This window comes from Streptomyces sp. ISL-12, assembly GCF_018614415.1.
Taxonomy (GTDB): Bacteria; Actinomycetota; Actinomycetes; order Streptomycetales; family Streptomycetaceae; genus Streptomyces.
In genome coordinates, this window is sequence record NZ_JAGGOO010000109.1 from 60,969 (window position 1) to 80,601 (window position 19,633).

Sequence of the window (19,633 nt, forward strand, 5' to 3'; positions counted from 1 at the left end):
CCCGCCGGTCTGTGACATGAGGTCGCGTGATGCGCATCACAGTCGTGACCGGTACGGCGGACAAGGACCGGACACCGGCGGCCGTTCGGGCGTTCGGGCGTTCGGAGGGGGTCAGACCTCCTGCCAGGCCCGCAGCGCCAGGCCGGGCTCGTCCTTGCGGCGGGTCAGCAGCAGGCGGCCGGCCGACGGGGAGAGGGTCACCGCCACCACCCGGTCCGTCTCGTCCACGGCGAGGGCCAGTTCCGTGTCATCGGTGACCGCGGGGCCGGACTCGGTCCACCAGGCGCCCGCCGCCTCCTGCTCGGTCGGGTAGGCCGCGAACGCCACCCGGCCGTCGGCCGACCGCTGGCCCAGCAGCGTGCAGTCGTGTCCCTCGATGACGCAGCGCACGGCGGCGGCCGGGCCGGGGCCCGCGGCGGCGACCAGCGGGACGGGCGCGCCGCCGGGACGCCAGGCGCACAGGGTGCCGAAGCGGTCGGTGAAGAACAGGGTGGTGTGCTCGGTGGAGGTGGCCAGCGCCCGGAGCGTACCGGGGCGCACGGTCGCCTCGGTCCGCGCGTCGAGGACCGGCCGCGCGCCGGGCTTCTCCTGCCGCCAGTGCAGCAGTACGCCGTCGGCGGCGGCGTACAGCTCGACGAGGCCTGACTCCCCCGTGACGGCGGCGGGTTCCTCCTGGACGTCCGCTCCCCCGAGGTCCTGCCAGGGCTCCCAGCCGCCCTTCTCCTTCTGCGCCAGCACGCTCATCCCGCCGCCCGCGTTCCGGACGAAGACATGGGCGCGGCCCTGCGCGTCGACGGCCACGGCGGGCATCCCGGTGCGGGCGCCCTTCTTGTCCGGGTGGCCGACCGGGCTCCAGTCCAGCGGGGCGAGCCGGGGCCGGAAGTGCGTGGAGTGCACCAGCCCGGACTGTCCCCGGCCGGTGGGCCGCCACGCGACCAGATGGGCGTACCCGTCCGCGCCGGCGCCGACCGCGAGGCCGGGGCGCAGCTTCTGGTCGCCGCCGATCCGGCGGGGGGCCTCCCAGGGGCCGTCGGGCCCCAGCTCGGCACGGCACAGAATCGCGTCGCCCGACGGCTGATAGACGCAGAGGCGGCCGTCGCGGCCGCGTAGGAGCCAGTCGCCGTTCACCGGTTCACTCTAAGCGGCGCGGCCCGGTCGGTACCGGTCGGGTGGGATCGGGCCGGCCCGGCCGTGGGACCCTGACGGTATGGAGGACAACGCCCCGCTGCTCGTGATCGTCGATGCCGCCAACGTGGTCGGGTCGGTGCCCGACGGCTGGTGGCGGGACCGGCGCGGCGCCGCCGAGCGGCTGCGGGACCGGCTGGCGGCGGACGGGGTGCCGGGGCACGCCGGGCCCGTGGAGATCGTGCTGGTCGTCGAGGGCGCGGCCCGCGGGGTGGCCTCCGTGCCCGGCGTACGGGTGGAGGACGCGCCCGGCAGCGGGGACGACCACATGGTCGACCTGGTCGGGCGGGCCGGCGGGCGGGCCGTACTGGTGGTGACGGCCGACCGTGAACTGAGGCGCAGGGTCACGGAGTTGGGCGCGGATGTCGCGGGACCCCGGACGGTGCGGCCGAAGGGCTGATGTGCCCGACTCGGGCCCACTCAGCGACGCCGAAGGGCTGAACCGCCCGATACGCGGGCCCGCTCAGCGGCGCCGCAGGCATGCGCCGCCCCACGGCCCCGCTCAGCGGCGCCGCGTCCTGACGTACAGCACCGCCCCGTCGACCGTCCCCGCCTCCTCGTAGCGGGCCGCGAGGAGCCGGCGCAGGGTCGGCAGGTGTTCCGGCGCGTACGGGGCGCCGCGCGAGTCGTCGACGATCAGGGCCGGCGGGCGGGCCGTGGTCTCGCGGCGGAAGACGTCCCAGGCGCCCGCGACGGCCTGCCGTTCGCCGACCGGAGCGCCGGATCGGCCGCCGCTGTGGTTGGTGAGCAGACCGGCGGTGAGGTAGCGGGTGGCGGGGGTGCGGTCGGCGAGCCAGTACGTCTCCGGGTGTATGCCCCACACGAGTACGCGCTCGTCGGGGCCGGTGGCCCGGGCGGCGGCGTCGGCCAGCCGTCGCGCGTGGTCGAGTCCGGTGCGCGGCGCCAGCAGGCCCCAGCTGAGGAACAGCGCGCAGCAGCAGGCCGCGGCGAGGACCGCGCGGGCGGTGCGCTCGCGCGGCAGGGTGTGCAGCGCGGCCGTCGCCAGCAGGGTCAGCGGCGGCAGCAGCTGGAGGTAGTAGTGGCCGAAGAAGTGCAGGCCGGTGACGACCGCCCCGGCCGACGCGGCGAGCCACACCCACAGGCCGGCCCGGCCGGGCGCCCGGCGGACCAGCGGCGGCAGCAGCGCGGCGCAGCCGAGGGCGAGGATCGCCGCGTTGCCCAGGGCGCGGGCCAGCACATGCGTCCAGGAGCCGGAGAAGGACGCGTAGGAGCCGGAGCCGGTGACCGTCCAGAAGAGGAAGCCGGACGGGTCGGTGGCGAGGGCGGCGCCCAGGACGGGAGGTGCGGCGCCCGCCGCCAGCCACAGCAGGGGGCCGCGCCGGAGCCCGCTGAGCCAGAGCACCGGCAGCAGGACCGCCGCGCCGGTCTGCTTGGCCAGGAAGGCGCAGGCGACGGCGGCCCCGGCGGCACCCCAGCGGTGGCGGTCGGCGCACCACAGGGCGGCGGCCGTGCCCGGCAGTATGAACACCTCGAACGTGGCGGCCTGGGCGTCCTCGGGGTTGAGGCCGACGGAGACCAGCAGGTACAGCACCCCGGCGGTGCGCCCGGACCCGTCGCCCCAGCGGCGGCGGGCCAGCGAGGCGAGGAGGGCCGCCGTGGCGAGCTGGGCGAGGACGGCCAGGACGCGTACCGGCGTCAGCGACTCCGAGCCGGTCAGCGCGAACGCGCCCTCGTACAGCCACGGCACCAGCGGCGGCTTGCGGTCGACGACCGTCTCGTAGAGCCGGCCGCCGTCCGCGAGCAGGCGGGCCTGTACGGCGAGATAGCCCTCGTCGGGGTTCCACAGCGGGCGGGCGGAGGACGGGAGGCGGGTGAGGCAGGCCAGGAGCGCGAGCAGGGGCAGCAGGCGGGTCCAGTAGCCGCTCCGCGTCCGCGATGCGGACACGGAGGGTGACGGAGAGAGCGGCACATCCGCACGTTAGGCCCTGTCGTCCAGATCACGCCGCAGACGTGGGGTCTGGCACGTACATCTGCCGCGCTGTCGTCGGTCGCCGACTCCCCCACGCTCGACCGCGCTCGCGCGGGGCCCCATCGCGTCGACTCACTCCTCCGCTTTGCAGCTGCCCGCACCAGACCCCCGCTCACCTGTGCTGATGAGGCGCTGCGGATTTCCCGCGACCTGATCCGAACGACAGGCCCCAGCGGCCCCGCGCGGTCACCGGCTGTTGCCGCTCTCCGTCTCGCCGCGGCCCAGCCGGCTGTGACCGCGGCCGTAGAGGAAGTAGACGACGATGCCGATCGCCATCCAGATCCCGAACCGCAGCCAGGTCTCGGCGGGCAGGTTGAGCATCAGCCACAGCGAGGCGGCCACGGACACGATCGGCAGGGCGGGCACCAGCGGGGTGCGGAAGGCGCGGGGCAGGTCGGGGCGGGTGCGGCGCAGGATGATCACGCTGAAGGCGACGATCACGAAGGCGAAGAGGGTGCCGATGTTGACCAGCTCGGCGAGTTCGCTCAGGGAGGTGAAGCCCGCGACGATCGCGATGACGACGCCGAGGAGGATGGTCGGGCGGTAGGGGGTCTTGAACTTCGGGTGGACCCGGGAGAAGAAGCGGGGCAGCAGTCCGTCGCGGCTCATGGCGAAGAAGACCCGGGTCTGGCCGAGCAGCAGGATCATGCAGACGGTGGTCAGGCCGACCGCCGCGCCGAAGCTGATGACGCCGGCGAAGAAGGGGTGCCCGGTGGCCTTGAAGGCGTCGGCGAGCGGGGCGTCCACCGACAGCTCGCTGTAGTGCTGCATGCCGGTGACCACGATGGACACGGCGACGTACAGGATCGTGCAGATGAACAGGGAGCCGAGGATGCCGCGGGGCATGTCGCGCTGCGGGTTCTTGGTCTCCTCGGCGGCCGTGGCGACGATGTCGAAGCCGATGAAGGCGAAGAAGACGATGGAGGCGGCGGTGAAGATGCCCATCACGCCGAAGTTGGCCGGGGCCCATCCGAACAGCAGCTGGATCAGGGGCGAGTGCAGGCCGCTGCCCGCCTCGACCTCCTGCGACTTGGGGATGAACGGGTCGTAGTTGGCGCCCTTGACGAAGAAGGCCCCGGCGATGATGACGACGAGGACGACCGCCACCTTGATGGCGACGACGACCGAGGTGATCCGGGCCGAGAGCTTCATGCCGAGGACGAGGATGGCGGTCAGTACGAGGACGAGGGCGGCGGAGAGGATGTCGAAGCCGAAGCCGTCGGCGCCGTCCCGGCCGCCGAGGTAGTCCGGGAACTGCCAGCCCGCGTTGTCCAGCAGCGAGCGGATGTACCCCGACCAGCCGACGGCCACCACCGCCGTGCCGAGCGCGAACTCCAGGACCAGGTCCCAGCCGATGATCCAGGCCGGCAGCTCGCCCAGCGAGGCGTAGGAGAAGGTGTACGCCGACCCGGCCACCGGGACCGTCGAGGCGAACTCGGCGTAGCAGAGGGCGGCCAGCGCGCAGACCACGCCGGCGACGACGAACGCGAGGGCGGTGGCGGGCCCCGCGTTGTTCTTGGCGACCGTGCCGGTCAGCACGAAGATGCCGGTGCCGATGACGACGCCGACGCCGAAGACGGTCAGATCGAGCGCGGACAGGGATTTCTTGAGGGCGTGCTCGGGCTCCTCGGTGTCCTGGATGGACTGCTCGATCTTCTTCGTCCGGAAGAGGGTGCTGCTCACGGGACCTCCCACGCTGGTCGCCCTCGGCATGATCGAAGGGGCGCGGTACGTATGCCCCGGCGGGCGTGGATTCACGCGGACGGGCCGGTCCCGCCACCGCATCGGGTGGCGGGACCGGCCCGTCGGAGCTGCCGCGCGTCAGTCGCGGGTGGCCTCCACCGCTTCGGCGCCGGCCCGCTCGTACCGGCCGTCGAGCTTGGCGACCAGTCCGGTGACCTGGCGGGCGATGTCCGGGGCGGTCAGCCCGATCTCGGCGAGCACCTCGGCGCGGGAGGCGTGGTCGAGGAAGCGCGGCGGGATGCCGAAGTCCCGCAGCGGTACGTCGACGCCCGCGTCGCGCAGGGCCTGGGCGACGGCGGAGCCGACCCCGCCGACGCGGGAGTTGTCCTCGACGGTGACGACGACGCGGTGCCGCTCGGCCAGCGGGGCCATCGCCTCGTCCACCGGCTTGACCCAGCGCGGGTCGACGACGGTGGTGGTGATGCCCTGCTTGTCCAGCAGGTCCGCGATCTCCAGGCACATCGGGGCGAGGGCGCCGACGGAGACCAGGAGGACGTCGGGGTGCTCGGTGCCGGGCTCGCGCAGGACGTCCATGCCGCCGACGCGGCCGACGGCCGGTACGGCGGGGCCGACGGCGCCCTTGGAGAAGCGGACCACGGTCGGCGCGTCGTCGACGGCGACGGCCTCGCGGAGCTGGGCGCGGACCTGGTCGGCGTCGCGCGGGGCGGCGAGCCTGAGGCCGGGGACGACCTGGAGGATCGACATGTCCCACATGCCGTTGTGGGAGGCGCCGTCGGTGCCGGTGATGCCGGCCCGGTCCAGGACGAACGTCACGCCGCACTTGTGCAGGGCCACGTCCATCAGGACCTGGTCGAAGGCGCGGTTGAGGAAGGTGGCGTAGACGGCGAAGACGGGGTGCAGGCCGCCGTGGGCGAGGCCGGCCGCGGAGACGGCGCCGTGCTGCTCCGCGATACCGACGTCGTACACGCGTTCGGGGAAGCGCTTGGCGAACTTGTCGAGCCCGACCGGCTGGAGCATCGCGGCGGTGATGGCGACGATGTCCTCGCGCTCGGTTCCGAGCTTCACCATCTCCTCGCCGAAGACGGAGGTCCAGTCGGCGCCGGAGGTGGAGATCGGCAGACCGGTGTCGGGGTGGATCTTGCCGACCGCGTGGAAGCGGTCGGCCTCGTCCGCCAGGGCGGGCTGGTAGCCGCGGCCCTTCTCGGTGAGGCAGTGCACGATGACCGGGCCGCCGAACCGCTTGGCGCGGGTCAGCGCGGACTCCAGGGCCTCGATGTCGTGGCCGTCGATCGGGCCGACGTACTTCAGGCCGAGGTCCTCGAACATGCCCTGCGGGGCGATGAAGTCCTTCAGGCCCTTCTTGGCGCCGTGCAGGGTGTCGTAGAGCGGGCGGCCGACGACCGGGGTGCGCTCCAGGAGGTCCTTGCCGCGGGCGAGGAAACGCTCGTAGCCGTCGGTGGTGCGCAGGGTCGCCAGGTGGTTGGCGAGGCCGCCGATGGTGGGCGCGTAGGAGCGCTCGTTGTCGTTGACGACGATGACCAGGGGGCGGTCCTTGGCGGCGGCGATGTTGTTCAGCGCCTCCCAGGCCATGCCGCCGGTGAGCGCGCCGTCACCGATGACGGCGGCGACGTGCCGGTCCTGTTTCAGGATCTCGTTGGCCTTGGCGATGCCGTCGGCCCAGCCCAGCACGGTGGAGGCGTGGCTGTTCTCGATGACGTCGTGCTCGGACTCGGCCTGCGCGGGGTAGCCGGACAGGCCGCCCTTCATCTTCAGCCTGGAGAAGTCCTGCCGGCCGGTGAGCAGCTTGTGCACGTAGGACTGGTGGCCGGTGTCGAAGAGCACCTTGTCCTTCGGTGAGTCGAAGACGCGGTGCAGGGCGATGGTGAGCTCCACCACGCCGAGGTTCGGGCCGAGGTGGCCGCCGGTCTTGGACACGGCCTCGACGAGGAAGGTCCGGATCTCCTGGGCCAGCTGGTCCAGCTCCTCCAGGCTGAGCCGGTCCAGATCGCGCGGTCCCCTGATGCGGGTCAGCAGCGGCACCCGTGCCTCCTTGCAGTAGAGCTGTTGCCGGGCCTGTCGAGTCTAATGTTCCGCTCCGGTGGCCGGTGTCCGGGCGGTGCGTCGTACGTCACGCGTTCGGCTGTACCCACCACGGGCCCCGGGTATGGCAGGAGCTGTGACACGACTGTGCCCGGTACCGCCATTGGTACCGGGCACAGGTCCGTCAGAAGCGGCGGCGCTAGGCGCGGCCGGCCGTCTTCTGGGTCTTGCGGGTGACCGCGTCGATGACGACCGTGGCCAGCAGCACGCCACCCGTGATCATGTACTGGACCGGGGAGGCGATGCCCTCCAGGGCCAGGCCGTACTGGATGGAGACGATGACCATCACACCGAGCAGCGCGTCCCAGGTACGGCCCCGCCCGCCGAAGAGGGAGGTGCCGCCGATGACGGCCGCGGCGATGACGTTCATCAGGAACTCACCGGTGCCCGCGCCCTGGTTGGCGGAGGCGATCTTCGACGCGACGAACAGGCCGCCGATCGCGGCGAAGGTGCCGGCGATCGCGAAGACCGAGATCCGCACCAGCTCCACGTTGATGCCGGCCCGGCGGGACGCCTCGACGCTGCCGCCGAGCGCGAACACCTTGCGGCCGTAGGCGGTGCGGCGCAGCACGAAGTCGGTGAGCAGCAGGAACGCCAGGAAGATCACCACGGCCAGCGGCAGGCCCTTGTACTGGTTGAAGACGAACGCCACGACGAAGGCGAGGACCGCCAGCAGCACCGTACGGACGACGATCTCGCTCAGCGGCCGGGAGGGCACCCCGGCGGCCTCGCGGCGGCGGTTGCCGAAGTACGCGGAGAGGAAGTAGCCCGCGGTCACGACGACCGCCAGGCCGTAGGCGGCGGCCACGTCGCTGAAGTAGTAGCTGGTCAGGTTGACGACGATGCCGTCGGCGTCCAGGTTGATGGTGCCGTTGTCGCCGAGTATCCGGAGCATGAAGCCCTGCCAGAACAGCAGGCCGGCCAGGGTGACGGCGAAGGCCGGGACGCCGATGCGGGCGAAGACGAAGCCGTGGATGGCGCCTGCCACGGTGCCGGTGAGGACCGCCAGCACCAGGGCCAGGATCTCGTTCATCCCGTGCGTGATGTTCAGCACCGCGAAGGTGGCGCCCGCGACACCGCTGACCGAGCCGACCGACAGGTCGATCTCGCCGAGCAGCAGGACGAAGACGATGCCGACGGCGATCAGGCCGGTGCCGACCATGGCGACCGACATGTCGGAGAAGTTGCCGGCGGTGAGGAAGTTGGAGTTCAGGCTGGTGAAGATGGCCCAGATGACCAGCAGGCCCACGACGACCGGGAGGGACCCGAGGTCGCCGGCCTTCATCTTGCGCTTGAACTCGCTCCAGTAGCCCGCGAAGCCCTGTTCGCGCACCAGCAGGCGGGGGTCGACCGCGGGGACCGCCGCGGCGGCGGTCTTCTCCGCCGGCTCGGTGGCGGCGGCGGAGGTCTTGTCGATGCTCACTTCTGGATCTCCCCATTGGTGCGCGCCGCACGACGGGTCACGGCGTTGTCCGTGGCGCCGGTGATGGCGGAGATGATCTCTTCCTGGGAGGTCGACTTGACCTCGAAGATGCCGTTGTTGCGGCCGAGGCGCAGCACGGCGACCTTGTCGGCGACCGCCTTCACATCGGCCATGTTGTGGCTGATGAGGATGACGGCGTGGCCGCGCTCGCGCAGCCGCTCGACCAGGTCGAGGACCTGAGCGGTCTGCTCGACGCCGAGGGCGGCGGTGGGCTCGTCGAGGATGACCAGCTTGGGCTCGCCGAGCATGGAGCGGGCGATCGCCACGACCTGGCGCTGACCGCCGGAGAGCGAGGCGATCGGGATGCGGACGCTGGGGATCCGGATGGAGAGCGTGTCCAGCAGCTCGCGGCTGCGGCGCTCCATCTCCACCTCGTCCAGGACGCCGCGCTTGCGGATCTCCCGGCCCAGGTAGAGGTTGCCGACGACGTCGATGTTGTCGCACAGCGCGAGGTCCTGGTAGACGGTCGCGATGCCCAGGTTCTGGGCGTCGTGCGGCTTGTTGATGGTGACGGCCTTGCCGTCCCACTCGATGGCGCCTTCGTCGATGGGGTGCACGCCGGCGATCGTCTTGACCAGCGTGGACTTTCCGGCACCGTTGTCGCCCACCAGGGCGACCACTTCACCGGCGTGGACCTCAAGCTCTACGTCGGTGAGCGCCTGGACGGCACCGAACCGCTTGGAGACCCCGCGCAACGCCAGCACGGGCGTAGCGGACACGTGAACCAACTCCTTCGCCGCCTGACCCGGCGGGAGGTCGTGCAGAAGTTTGGGGGGTGGTCCGTCCGGCGCCCCGCCTAGCTTGCGGGGCTGGTGTGTGCGGGGCGCCGGAGGAGCTGGGGCAGCCGGTCCCGGGCGCGTGACGCGCGCCGCGGGAGACGGGGCTGCTCAGGGGCGGGGCTGCTTAGCTGAGGCCGGCCTTGGAGCAGGCGGAGGCGTACTTGCCGGCGCAGATCTCGTCCACCGTGTAGAAGCCTTCCTTCACCACGGTGTCCTTGATGTTGTCCTTGGTCAGGGAGACGACCGGGACCAGAACGGTCGGGATGCCCTTGGTGGTGGCGCTGTCGGACTCGCTGGTGGCGAGGGAGTCGAGCGACTCGCCCTTGGCGAGGGCGACGGCCATCTCACCCGCGGTGGCCGCCTCCTGCGGGTAGGACTTGTAGACGCTCATGTACTGCTCGCCGGTGAGGATGCGCTGCACACCGTTGAGCTCGGCGTCCTGGCCGGTGACCGGGATGTCGTCGATCCCGGCGGCCTTCAGGGCGGTGATGATGCCGCCCGCCATGCCGTCGTTGGCGGAGTAGACGCCGATGATCTTGTCCTTGCCCAGGGCGGAGATGGCGCCCTCCATGTTGGCGTTGGCGTTCTCCGGCTTCCACTCCTTGGTGTCGTAGGAGCGGCCGATGTTCACCTTGCCCTTGAGGACGGAGAGCGCGCCCTCCTTGAACTGGGCGGCGTTCGGGTCGGTGGAGGACCCGTTCATCATGACGATCTGGCCGTCCTTGGCCTTGTCGCCCAGCGCCTCCAGGAGCGCCTCGCCCTGCGTCTTGCCGACGGTCACGTTGTCGAACGAGGTGTAGGCGTCGATCGGGCCCTCGGCCAGGCGGTCGTAGGCGACGACCGGGATGCCCTGGTCCTTGGCCTTCTTGATCGAGCCGGCGATGGCCTTGGAGTCGACCGCGTCCACGATCAGCACGTCGACCTTGTTGGTCACCATCGTGTCGACCTGCTGCGCCTGCTGGCTGGCGTCCTGCTTGGCGTTGGCGTAGATGACCTCGCCCTTGTTGTTCGTCAGCTCCTTGACCTTCTTCTCGATCAAGGGCTTGTCGAACTTCTCGTAGCGCGCGGTCTGGTTCTCGGGAAGGAGCAGGCCGACCTTGATGGCGTCGCCCTTCTTGGCGGAGTCGTCCGACGAGTCGGCGTTGTCTCCGGACTCCTTGGCGCTGCCACAGGCGGCGAGTGAGACGGCCATCGCGGTGGCGGCTACGGCAACGGCGGCACGACGCATACGCGTGTTCACTTCAGAAACCTCCCTGACGAGGCCGCGTCGTTGCGGCCGAGGTGGCTGGAAGTCAACTCGGCCACACGTGCGACGTCAAGAAGTAAATCCTTAACGAGATGGCAACGGTGCCATCCGTTCTCTAAGTGAAGACGGGGGTCGCGGCGGGCAGACCGCCGGCCGCGCTGCCGTCCAGCAGGGTCGAATCGCCCATCTCGCTGAGGGCGAGGGCGAGCGCGCCGAGCACCTCGGCACGGCCGCCAAGTGCCCCAGGAAGCACGGAGAGTTGGCGTCCGGCGCTGGGGATGGCGTAGCGGCCCACGGACTCCCGGATGGGGCCGAGGACCAGCTCGCCGGCCTCGGCGAGGTCGCCGCCGAGGACGACCCGGCTGGGGTTGAGCAGGTTGCAGAGGTTGGCGACGCCGCTGCCGATGTGGCGGCCGACGTCCGCGACGACCCGGCGGCAGCCCGGGTCGCCGTCCCGGGCCATCCGCACCACGCCCTCCATCGTCAGACCGGTGCCGTGACTCGACCTGAGCAGCGGCAGCACGTACCGCGCGGCGGTGAAGGTCTCCAGGCAGCCGCGGTTGCCGCAGCGGCAGACCGGGCCGGCTTCGTCGAGGGTGATGTGCCCGATCTCGCCCGCCGTGCCGCCGGGCCCCCGGTAGATCTTGCCGTTGATCACCAGCCCGGCGCCGACACCGCTGGCGACCTTGATGTACGCCAGGTCCCGCACCCCCCGGCCGCTGCCCCAGACCAGCTCGCCGAGGGCGCCGAGGTTGGCGTCGTTGTCCACGTGCACGGGCACGCCGAGCCGCCCCCGCAGCTCCTCGGCGGGCCGGGTCCCGCTCCAGCCGGGCAGGATCGCGGTGGACCCCAGCGTGCCGGACTCCACGTCGATCGGCCCGGGCACGCCGAGGCCCACCCCGGCGATCTTGGACCGGTCGACACCGGTCGCCTCGATCAGACGGTTGACCAGCTGTTCCGCCCGGTCGAAGCCCTGTGCCGAGGAGGCGTCCACGTCCAGCGGCTCGGACTCCTCGGCCAGCACCTGGTGGGCGAGGTTGCCGACCGCCACGCGCAGGTGGGTGTGGCCGAAGTCCACGCCGATCACGATCCCGGCGTCCCCGCTCAGCGAGACGCTGCGGGCCCGCCGGCCGCCCGCCGAGGTGGGCGTGACCTCGACGGTCCCGCCGTCCTTCAGTTCCCGGACGATGTTGGAGACGGTCGCCGCGGACAGCCCCGTCGTCCTCGCGATCTCCGCCTGCGTGAGCGACCCGGCCAGCCGTACGGCGCGTACGACCCTCTCCAGGTTGGCTCGGTGCAGCGACGACTGCGACCCCGGAGTCTCCACGACGACCTCCTGCGCCGGGGCCGCGTCGACGAGGCCCCGTCCATGTCCAACTAGTGAACTCTAAGCTGAGCCGTTCGGGTCGCCTCCCGTCAAGAGGTTGAACCGCATCCGGGTGCCCGCGCCCTCCGCGCGGCCGTCACTTCAAGGCGCCCGCGGTCAGTCCCTGCACCACCTGCCGCTGGAAGAGGATGTACGCCGCCAGCACCGGCAGCATCGCCATCACCAGGCCCGCGAACAGCCCCGACCAGTCGCCCTTGTACCCCTGGCTGACCGCGAGCTGCACCAGGCCCTGGGTGAGGACGTGCTGGTCGGGGTCGGTGTTCAGCACGGTCGGCAGCATGTACTGGTTCCACTGCCCCAGGAAGTTGAAGATCCCCACGCTGATCAGCCCCGGCTTGGCCATCGGCAGCATGACCTGGAAGAACGTCCGGGTGTGCGAGGCCCCGTCGACGAACGCGGCCTCCGCCACCGAGGTCGGCAGGGTGCGGAAGAACGCGGTCAGGAAGAACACCGTGAAGGGCAGCGAGTAGGCGATGTAGACCAGGATCAGCCCGTGGAGGGTGTTCAGCAGCCCCAGGTTGTCCACCACGTAGAACAGGGGCACCAGTGCGAGCATGATCGGGAAGCTCATGCCGCCGACGAACAGGAAGTAGACGAACCGGTTGCCGGGGAAGTCGAACCGGGCCAGGACGTAGGCGGCCATCGAGCCCAGCACCAGGGTGCCGACGAGCGAGCCGCCCACCACCAGGACGGTGTTGAGGAAGTAGTCGCTCATGTGGGCCTGGGTCCAGGCCCTGGACCAGTTGTCGAAGTGCAGGGTGTCCGGCAGCGACCAGGGCGAGCCGAAGATCGAGGCGTCGTCCTTGAAGGACGTCATCACCGCCCACACCAGCGGCAGCACCACCATGATCGCCCAGATGACGAGGACGCCGTGGGAGAAGACGTCGAGGGCGCCGCCCTCCTTCTTCGGTTTCGGCTCCTTCCTCGGTTTCGGCTCGTTCCTCGGTTTCGGCTCGGCGGGGGTGTCGGTCGTCTTCATCGGTTCAGTACTCCAGCCGCTCGCGCCGGCCCAGCCGCATCACGACGGCCGCGAAGGCCAGCGTGACCACGAGCAGGGCGACGCCGATGGTGGTGGCGTAGGCGGCCTGACCGTCCCGGAACGCCTTCTGGTACACGTACAGGACCATGACGGTGGTCGAGTAGTCCGGTCCGCCGGGGCCGACGGTCATGATCTGGACGACCGCGAAGGACTCGGCGCCGAGCGCGAGGATGCCCATGTAGACCCAGCCGGACTGCACGGTGTCCCACAGCAGCGGCAGGGTGACCCGGAAGAACGTGGTGAAGCGGGTCGCTCCGTCCAGCAGCGCGGCCTCGTACAGCTCCGCCGGGACGGAGGCCATGCCGGCGGAGAAGAGGACCACGAAGAAGCCGACCGTGGACCAGACGAGGACCGCCATGACACACCACAGGGCGAAGTCCGGGTCCCCGAGCCACAGCGGCTGGACGGAGTCCAGGCCGATGCCGCGCAGCAGGGAGTTGACCGCGCCGCTGTCCGGGTTGTACGCGAACTGGAACAGCAGGGCGACGATGGCGATGGACAGCACCTGCGGGAAGAAGTAGACGATCTTGTAGAAGGCGGAGCCGCGGACCCCGGAGACCACCGGGCCGCCCTTCCGCTTCCGGCCGCCGACGTTGATCATGAAGGAGAGGAAGAGCGCCAGGCCGAGCGTCACCAGGGGGACGAGCAGCGCGAAGAGCACGCTGTGCCACAGCGACTTCCAGAAGATGTCGTCGTCGAGCATCCGTGCGTAGTTGTCGAAGCCGACCATCTCGAACTCGGGACTCAGCCCCGTCCAGTCGGTGAACGAGTAGTAGATGGACTGGACGAACGGCCAGACGACGAAGAGGGCGTAGATCCCCAGCGGCAGCGCCAGGAACCCCACGATGAACCGGTACTTGCCGTGCTGCATTGCCAACCGACCCCGATCCGGCGTCCCTACTGATGCTTGTAGTGCTTGATCGACGAGTCCTTGGCCGCGTCGTCGGCGTAGCCCTGGATCTTCTTGATGGCCTCGGCCGGGGTGAGCCGGCCGGCCATCATCTCGCCCAGGCCGCCGACGCCGATCTGCTCCTTCTGGAGCTTCACGTACCAGTCCTGGAGGCGGGGGTTGACCACGTTGTCGCCGGCCAGTTCGAGGGCCGCGACGCCGGACTTGAGGCCGGGGGTCAGCTCGATGCCGTCGGTGCCGCCGTTGTAGGCGGAGAGCGACTTGACCTTGGAGGTGAAGTTCTTCGAGGAGGCCTCGCTGAGCATGATGCGCAGCTGCTCCATGCCGCCGGTGCCGTTCTTCGCCTTGGCGGGGACGATGAACGGCTCGCCGCCGGAGGCCCAGAGGGTGCCGAAGGGCAGCTTGTCGGAGGAGTCCAGCCCGGAGGGGGCGGAGACGGTCACCTCGAAGCCGTCGGGGATGACGTTGGCCGACTCGTTCTCCACCCAGGAGCCGTTGGGCAGGAACAGGGCGTCGCCCTTGGCCCAGGCGGTCTGCGACTGGATGTGGTCCAGACCCGGGGTGCCCCGGAGGACGTACCCCTTCTTGTACAGCTCGTAGTACGCCTCGAAGCACGCCTTGACCGCCGGGTGCTTCCAGGCGTTCGGCTCCAGGTTGTCGATGGCGTCCAGCACCTCCACGCCGCCGACCTTGCCGATCATCGGGTAGAGCGAGAAGGGGATGTAGTACGGGTACTTGCCCGCGTACGTCCAGCCCGCCATGCCCTTCTTCTTGGCCTTGGCGCAGACGGCGAGCATCTCGTCCCAGGTCTTCGGGTATGCGGCGTCCAGCGAGTCCAGCGCCTTCTGCGAATACCAGACGCCGTAGACGGTGTAGGCGTAATAGAAGACCCAGACCTGGTCCCCGTCGAACTGGCCCATTTCCACGATGCCGGGGCGCAGGGTGTCGCGGACCTTCTTGTCCGGGTCGTCGTAGGAGGGGGCGTCGAGCAGGGGGGTGAGGTCGGCGAGCTGCTTCTTTCCGACCAGGACGCCCATGTCCATCTGCTCCGCGCCGGAGTTGTCGATGAGGTCGGGCGGGGTGCCCTGGTTGAAACGGGGCTGGAGGGTGGACTGGATCTTCTGGGTGGCGGAGAACTTCACGGTCGCGTCGGGGAAGTTCTTCTCGTAGACCTTCACCGCGTCCTCGGCGTACTCCTTGCCGAATCCACCGTCGAAGAGGACGAATTCCAGCTGGGCGCTGTTGTTCACGCCGAGCGGGTTCTCGGCGGTCTTCTCGCCCGCCTCCGCCTTGTCCTGGTCGTCACCGCCGCCGCCGCTGGCACAGGCGGACAGGAAACTCATCGTGGGGACGGCGAGCAGGCCGAGCGCGGTGGCCCTCTTGATCAGGTCGCGGCGGCCGGTGCCCGCGCGGGTACCGGTGCCGTCGGGGGGCGTACTGGCGTTCTCGGCGGAAGTGGATCCCATTGCTCAAGTCCTCGCCTTCTCCAGGACTCAGGCGGTGAACCGGATCCTCCCGGCACCGCGTTCGGTCTCGCTGGGTCGTGCAGGCAGTGCGGATCTCGCGTCTTCACAACGCTCCGGTGGCCGACAGGTATAGTCCACTTCCCGCCGCCGGAGCAAGATCGAACGCAAGGTTGGCCACGGGTCTTTTCCGAGTTGAGATCTGGCGGACATTTGAGAGGCCTGTGAGCAGCTTGCCGGAAAAATCCGCGACATAAACCCCGAACGCCGCTACCAACACCCTTGACATCACTTGCCACTTGACCCACTACTGGACCCTGCGCACACGATTTGACAACGTTGTCCGGCGTGCAGGGAGGGTCCTGGGAGATGCAGCGCAGAACTCGGCACAGATGGGGTCCGGCGGTCGTGGTGACGACCGCTTTCGCACTGGCGGTGGGCTCGCAGGGCGCGGCGGTCGCGCTGCCGCGGGCGGCCTCCGCCCCGGACCGGGAGTTCACGTCCTCGTTCGAGGCGGACGATCCGGCTCCGGACTGGCTGAACACCGTCGACACCGGCCCCGACGGCGAGAAGCGCGCCGCGGGGGTGGACGGCGGGTACAGCACCGGCATCCCCGGCAATGTGAGCGGCGACGTCACGGGCGTGCGGGCCAGCGGGGAGAACACGGGCGGCGGCGAGGTGAAGGAGAACCTCACCGACACCGAGCCCGCCACCAAGTGGCTGACCTTCGCGCCCACCGGCTGGGTGGAGTTCGACCTGGAGGCGGCGGCCGGCATCACCCGGTACGCGCTCACCTCCGCCAACGACCACGACGAGCGCGATCCGGTGGACTGGACGCTCAAGGGGTCGGCCGACGGCGAGCAGTGGACGACGCTGGACACCCGCTCGGGCGAGTCCTTCTCCGAGCGGTTCCAGACCAAGACGTACGACCTGGCCGAGAAGGCCGAATACCAGCACTTCCGGCTGGAGTTCACCAAGAACAACGGGGCGGGCGACGCCCTCCAGCTGGCCGACGTGCAGCTGTCCACGGGCGGCAGCGAGGTGCCCGCCCCCCAGGACATGCTCTCCCTCGTCGACAAGGGCCCGACCGGCTCCCCGACGGCCAAGGCGGGCGCGGGCTTCACCGGCAAGCGGGCCCTGCGCTACGCCGGCCGGCACACGGCCGACGGCCGGGCGTACTCGTACAACAAGGTCTTCGACGTGAACGTCAAGGTCGACCGGCGCAGCGAGCTCTCCTACAAGATCTTCCCGTCGATGGCCGACGGCGACCTCGACTACGACGCCACCAACGTCTCCGTCGACCTCGCCTTCACCGACGGCACCTACCTCAGCGACCTCGGCGCCACCGACGCCCACGGCTTCCCGCTCACCCCGCGCGGACAGGGCGACGCGAAGATCCTCTACGTCAACCAGTGGAACGCGGTCGAGTCGGGCATCGGGTCGGTCGCGGCCGGCAGGACGGTCGACCGGATCCTGGTGGCGTACGACTCCCCCAAGGGCCCGGCGAAGTTCCGGGGCTGGCTGGACGACGTGTCGATCGAGCGGGCCGAGCCCGAGAAACCCGAGGCCCACCTCTCCGACTACGCGCTGACCACCCGCGGCACCAACTCCAGCGGCAGCTTCTCGCGCGGCAACAACTTCCCCGCGACGGCCGTCCCGAACGGCTTCAACTTCTGGACGCCGGTGACCGACGCCGGTTCCACCAGCTGGCTGTACGACTACGCGCGCCGCAACAACGCGGACAACCTGCCGACGCTGCAGGCGTTCAGCGCGAGCCACGAGCCGAGCCCGTGGATGGGTGACCGGCAGACGTTCCAGGTGATGCCGTCGGCGGCGTCCGGCACCCCGGACACCGGCCGGGAGGCCCGCGCGCTGCCGTTCCGGCACGAGAACGAGACCGCGCGCCCGTACTACTACGGCGTCACCTTCGAGAACGGCCTGAAGGCCGAGATGGCGCCGACCGACCACGCGGCCATGATGCGCTTCACCTACCCCGGTGACGACGCGAGCGTCGTCTTCGACAACGTCAACGACCAGGCCGGCCTGACCCTGGACAAGGACAACGGCACCTTCACCGGCTACTCGGACGTGAAGTCCGACCTGTCGACCGGCGCGACCCGCCTGTTCGTCTACGGCGAGTTCGACAAGAAGGTCACCGGCGGCGGCTCCAGCGGCGTCAAGGGCAGCCTGACCTTCGACGCGGGCGACGACCGCACGGTCACCCTGCGCCTGGCCACCTCCCTCATCAGCGTCGACCAGGCGAAGGGCAACCTGCGCCAGGAGATCGGCGCGCGCACCTCCTTCGAGAAGGTGAAGCGGGACGCCCGCGCGCAGTGGGACCGGATCCTCGGCAAGGTCGAGGTCGAGGGCGCCACGCGGGACCAGCTGACCACGCTGTACTCCAGCCTCTACCGGCTGTACCTGTACCCGAACTCGGGCTTCGAGAAGGTCGACGGGGAGTACAAGTACGCCTCCCCGTTCCAGCGGATGCCCGAGCCGGACACCCCGACCCACACCGGCGCGAAGATCGTCGACGGCAAGGTGTACGTCAACAACGGCTTCTGGGACACGTACCGGACGACCTGGCCGGCGTACTCCTTCCTCACCCCGAAGCACGCCGGTGAGCTGGTCGACGGGTTCGTGCAGCACTACAAGGACGGCGGCTGGACCTCGCGCTGGTCCTCCCCCGGCTACGCGGACCTGATGACCGGCACCTCCAGCGACGTCGCCTTCGCCGACGCGTACGTCAAGGGCGTCGACTTCGACGCGAAGGCGGCGTACGAGGCGGCGCTGAAGAACGCCACCGTGGTGCCGCCGTCCTCGGGCGTGGGCCGCAAGGGCATGGAGACCTCCCCCTTCCTCGGCTACACCTCCAGCGAGACGCACGAGGGCCTGTCCTGGGCGCTGGAGGGCTACCTCAACGACTACGGCATCTCACGGATGGGCGCCAAGCTCTACGAGGAGACCGGCGAGAAGCGCTACCAGGAGGAGTCCGCCTACTTCCTGAACCGCGCCCAGGACTACGTCAACCTGTTCGACGGCCAGGCCGGCTTCTTCCAGGGCAAGGACGCCTCGGGCAAGTGGCGCGTGGACTCGGAGAAGTACGACCCGCGCGTGTGGGGCTACGACTACACCGAGACCAACGGCTGGGGCTACGCCTTCACCGCCCCGCAGGACAGCCGGGGCCTGGCCAACCTCTACGGCGGACGCTCCGGCCTCGCCGACAAGCTCGACGAGTACCTCTCCACCCCGGAGACCGCCTCGCCGGAGCTGAAGGGCTCCTACGGCGGGGTCATCCACGAGATGGTCGAGGCGCGCGACGTCCGGATGGGCATGTACGGGCACTCCAACCAGGTCGCCCACCACGCCCTGTACATGTACGACGCGGCCGGGCAGCCGTACAAGACGCAGAAGAACGTCCGCGAGGTGCTCTCCCGCCTCTACACCGGCAGCGAGATCGGCCAGGGCTACCACGGCGACGAGGACAACGGCGAGCAGTCGGCCTGGTTCCTCTTCTCCGCCCTCGGCTTCTACCCGCTGGTGATGGGCAGCGGCGAGTACGCCATCGGCTCCCCGCTGTTCACCAAGGCGACCGTGCACCTGGAGAACGGGCGCGAACTGGTGGTCAAGGCCCCGAAGAACAGCGCGAAGAACGTCTACGTGCGGGGACTGAAGGTCAACGGGCGTTCCTGGAACTCCACGTCCCTGCCCCACTCCGTGCTCGCCAAGGGCGGCGTCCTGGAGTTCGACATGGGGTCGCGGCCGTCCTCGTGGGGCACCGGCAAGAACGCCGCGCCGGTGTCGATCACGACCGGTGACGAGGTGCCGACGCCGCGCGAGGACGCCGTCTCGGGCGACGGCGCCCTGTTCGACGACACGTCGGCGACGGAGGCGGCGGTGACCTCGGCGGTGGACCTGCCGGTCGCCGAGGGGACGAAGGCGGTCCAGTACACGCTGACGTCCCCGAAGGACCGCACGTCGGCTCCGACCGGCTGGAAGCTGGAGGGCTCGGCCGACGGAACGACGTGGAAGACCCTGGACGAGCGGTCCGGGGAGTCCTTCGCCTGGGACCGGCAGACGCGGGTCTTCTCGGTGAAGTCGCCGGGGACGTACGCGAAGTACCGGCTGGTGCCGACGGGCGGGTCGACTCTGGCGGAGGTCGAACTGCTCGCGTAAGCACGAACCCGACCGCCCTCGTCACAGCGGCCCGCCCGGTCACCGGGCGGGCCGCAGCGCGTGCCGGGACGTGCCAGGACCTGCGTACCCGCGCCGTTCCGCGGCCCGATCGGGTTTCGGCTCTATGCAGAAAGCCGCGTGCATAATGGTTCGAGCGTAATGCTAGGAACT

General features: G+C 70.3%; 13 protein-coding genes. 2 read left to right on the top strand and 11 right to left on the bottom strand.

Annotation, left to right across the window (positions count from 1 at the left end; translation table 11 throughout):
- Positions 1 to 111: 111 nt before the first annotated feature.
- Entirely contained in the window at positions 112 to 1,128 is a 1,017-nt protein-coding gene (locus J7I94_RS27500; RefSeq protein WP_215171160.1) for a hypothetical protein, read from the bottom strand.
- 79 nt (positions 1,129 to 1,207) lie between these two features.
- Here J7I94_RS27500 and J7I94_RS27505 point away from each other — a divergent pair, with 79 nt between their 5' ends.
- Positions 1,208 to 1,585, top strand: a complete 378-nt coding sequence (locus tag J7I94_RS27505; protein WP_215171161.1) for an NTP pyrophosphohydrolase — start codon at positions 1,208 to 1,210, stop codon at positions 1,583 to 1,585.
- A 102-nt stretch (positions 1,586 to 1,687) separates the two neighbouring features.
- Here the strand turns inward: J7I94_RS27505 and J7I94_RS27510 are convergent, their stop codons facing one another.
- The 10 genes from J7I94_RS27510 to ngcE all read right to left on the bottom strand — a co-directional run bounded on the left by J7I94_RS27510 (position 1,688) and on the right by ngcE (position 15,289).
- Positions 1,688 to 3,115: a glycosyltransferase family 39 protein gene (locus tag J7I94_RS27510; protein ID WP_215171163.1), complete on the bottom strand. Its 1,428-nt coding sequence runs from the start codon at positions 3,113 to 3,115 to the stop codon at positions 1,688 to 1,690.
- Positions 3,116 to 3,361: 246 nt separating this feature from the next.
- The gene (locus J7I94_RS27515) at positions 3,362 to 4,858 is read right to left on the bottom strand and encodes an amino acid permease (protein WP_215171165.1); all 1,497 of its coding nucleotides are present in this window, start codon (positions 4,856 to 4,858) and stop codon (positions 3,362 to 3,364) included.
- A 138-nt stretch (positions 4,859 to 4,996) separates the two neighbouring features.
- Entirely contained in the window at positions 4,997 to 6,919 is a 1,923-nt protein-coding gene (dxs, locus tag J7I94_RS27520) for a 1-deoxy-D-xylulose-5-phosphate synthase (protein WP_215171167.1), read from the bottom strand.
- A 199-nt stretch (positions 6,920 to 7,118) separates the two neighbouring features.
- Positions 7,119 to 8,402 (bottom strand): sugar ABC transporter permease, encoded by a 1,284-nt coding sequence (locus tag J7I94_RS27525; RefSeq protein WP_215171169.1) that lies wholly within the window; start codon positions 8,400 to 8,402, stop codon positions 7,119 to 7,121.
- Positions 8,399 to 9,190: an ATP-binding cassette domain-containing protein gene (locus J7I94_RS27530; RefSeq protein ID WP_215171171.1), complete on the bottom strand. Its 792-nt coding sequence runs from the start codon at positions 9,188 to 9,190 to the stop codon at positions 8,399 to 8,401. Before J7I94_RS27530 ends, J7I94_RS27525 begins: the two co-directional genes overlap by 4 nt.
- 175 nt (positions 9,191 to 9,365) lie before the next feature.
- Entirely contained in the window at positions 9,366 to 10,469 is a 1,104-nt protein-coding gene (locus tag J7I94_RS27535; RefSeq protein WP_215171226.1) for a sugar ABC transporter substrate-binding protein, read from the bottom strand.
- A gap of 133 nt (positions 10,470 to 10,602) precedes the next feature.
- Entirely contained in the window at positions 10,603 to 11,814 is a 1,212-nt protein-coding gene (locus J7I94_RS27540) for an ROK family transcriptional regulator (RefSeq protein ID WP_215171172.1), read from the bottom strand.
- Between the two features lie 136 nt (positions 11,815 to 11,950).
- The gene (locus tag J7I94_RS27545; RefSeq protein WP_215171174.1) at positions 11,951 to 12,853 is read right to left on the bottom strand and encodes a carbohydrate ABC transporter permease; all 903 of its coding nucleotides are present in this window, start codon (positions 12,851 to 12,853) and stop codon (positions 11,951 to 11,953) included.
- A 4-nt stretch (positions 12,854 to 12,857) separates the two neighbouring features.
- Complete coding sequence (locus tag J7I94_RS27550) at positions 12,858 to 13,784, bottom strand: carbohydrate ABC transporter permease (protein WP_215171176.1); 927 nt, start codon at positions 13,782 to 13,784, stop codon at positions 12,858 to 12,860.
- Positions 13,785 to 13,810: 26 nt separating this feature from the next.
- Positions 13,811 to 15,289, bottom strand: coding sequence for an N-acetylglucosamine/diacetylchitobiose ABC transporter substrate-binding protein (ngcE, locus tag J7I94_RS27555; protein WP_215171178.1), 1,479 nt, complete (start codon positions 15,287 to 15,289; stop codon positions 13,811 to 13,813).
- 366 nt (positions 15,290 to 15,655) lie between these two features.
- Here ngcE and J7I94_RS27560 point away from each other — a divergent pair, with 366 nt between their 5' ends.
- Positions 15,656 to 19,462 (top strand): GH92 family glycosyl hydrolase, encoded by a 3,807-nt coding sequence (locus J7I94_RS27560; protein ID WP_215171180.1) that lies wholly within the window; start codon positions 15,656 to 15,658, stop codon positions 19,460 to 19,462.
- The last annotated feature ends 171 nt before the right edge of the window (positions 19,463 to 19,633 follow it).

Excerpts from the sequence above, each read along its gene's own strand:
- ngcE (WP_215171178.1), bottom strand. The coding sequence starts at position 15,289 with ATGGGATCCACTTCCGCCGAGAACGCCAGTACGCCCCCCGACGGCACC.
- J7I94_RS27545 (WP_215171174.1), bottom strand. The coding sequence starts at position 12,853 with ATGAAGACGACCGACACCCCCGCCGAGCCGAAACCGAGGAACGAGCCG.
- J7I94_RS27505 (WP_215171161.1), top strand. The coding sequence starts at position 1,208 with ATGGAGGACAACGCCCCGCTGCTCGTGATCGTCGATGCCGCCAACGTG.
- J7I94_RS27550 (WP_215171176.1), bottom strand. The coding sequence starts at position 13,784 with ATGCAGCACGGCAAGTACCGGTTCATCGTGGGGTTCCTGGCGCTGCCG.
- J7I94_RS27535 (WP_215171226.1), bottom strand. The coding sequence starts at position 10,469 with ATGCGTCGTGCCGCCGTTGCCGTAGCCGCCACCGCGATGGCCGTCTCA.
- J7I94_RS27560 (WP_215171180.1), top strand. The coding sequence starts at position 15,656 with ATGCAGCGCAGAACTCGGCACAGATGGGGTCCGGCGGTCGTGGTGACG.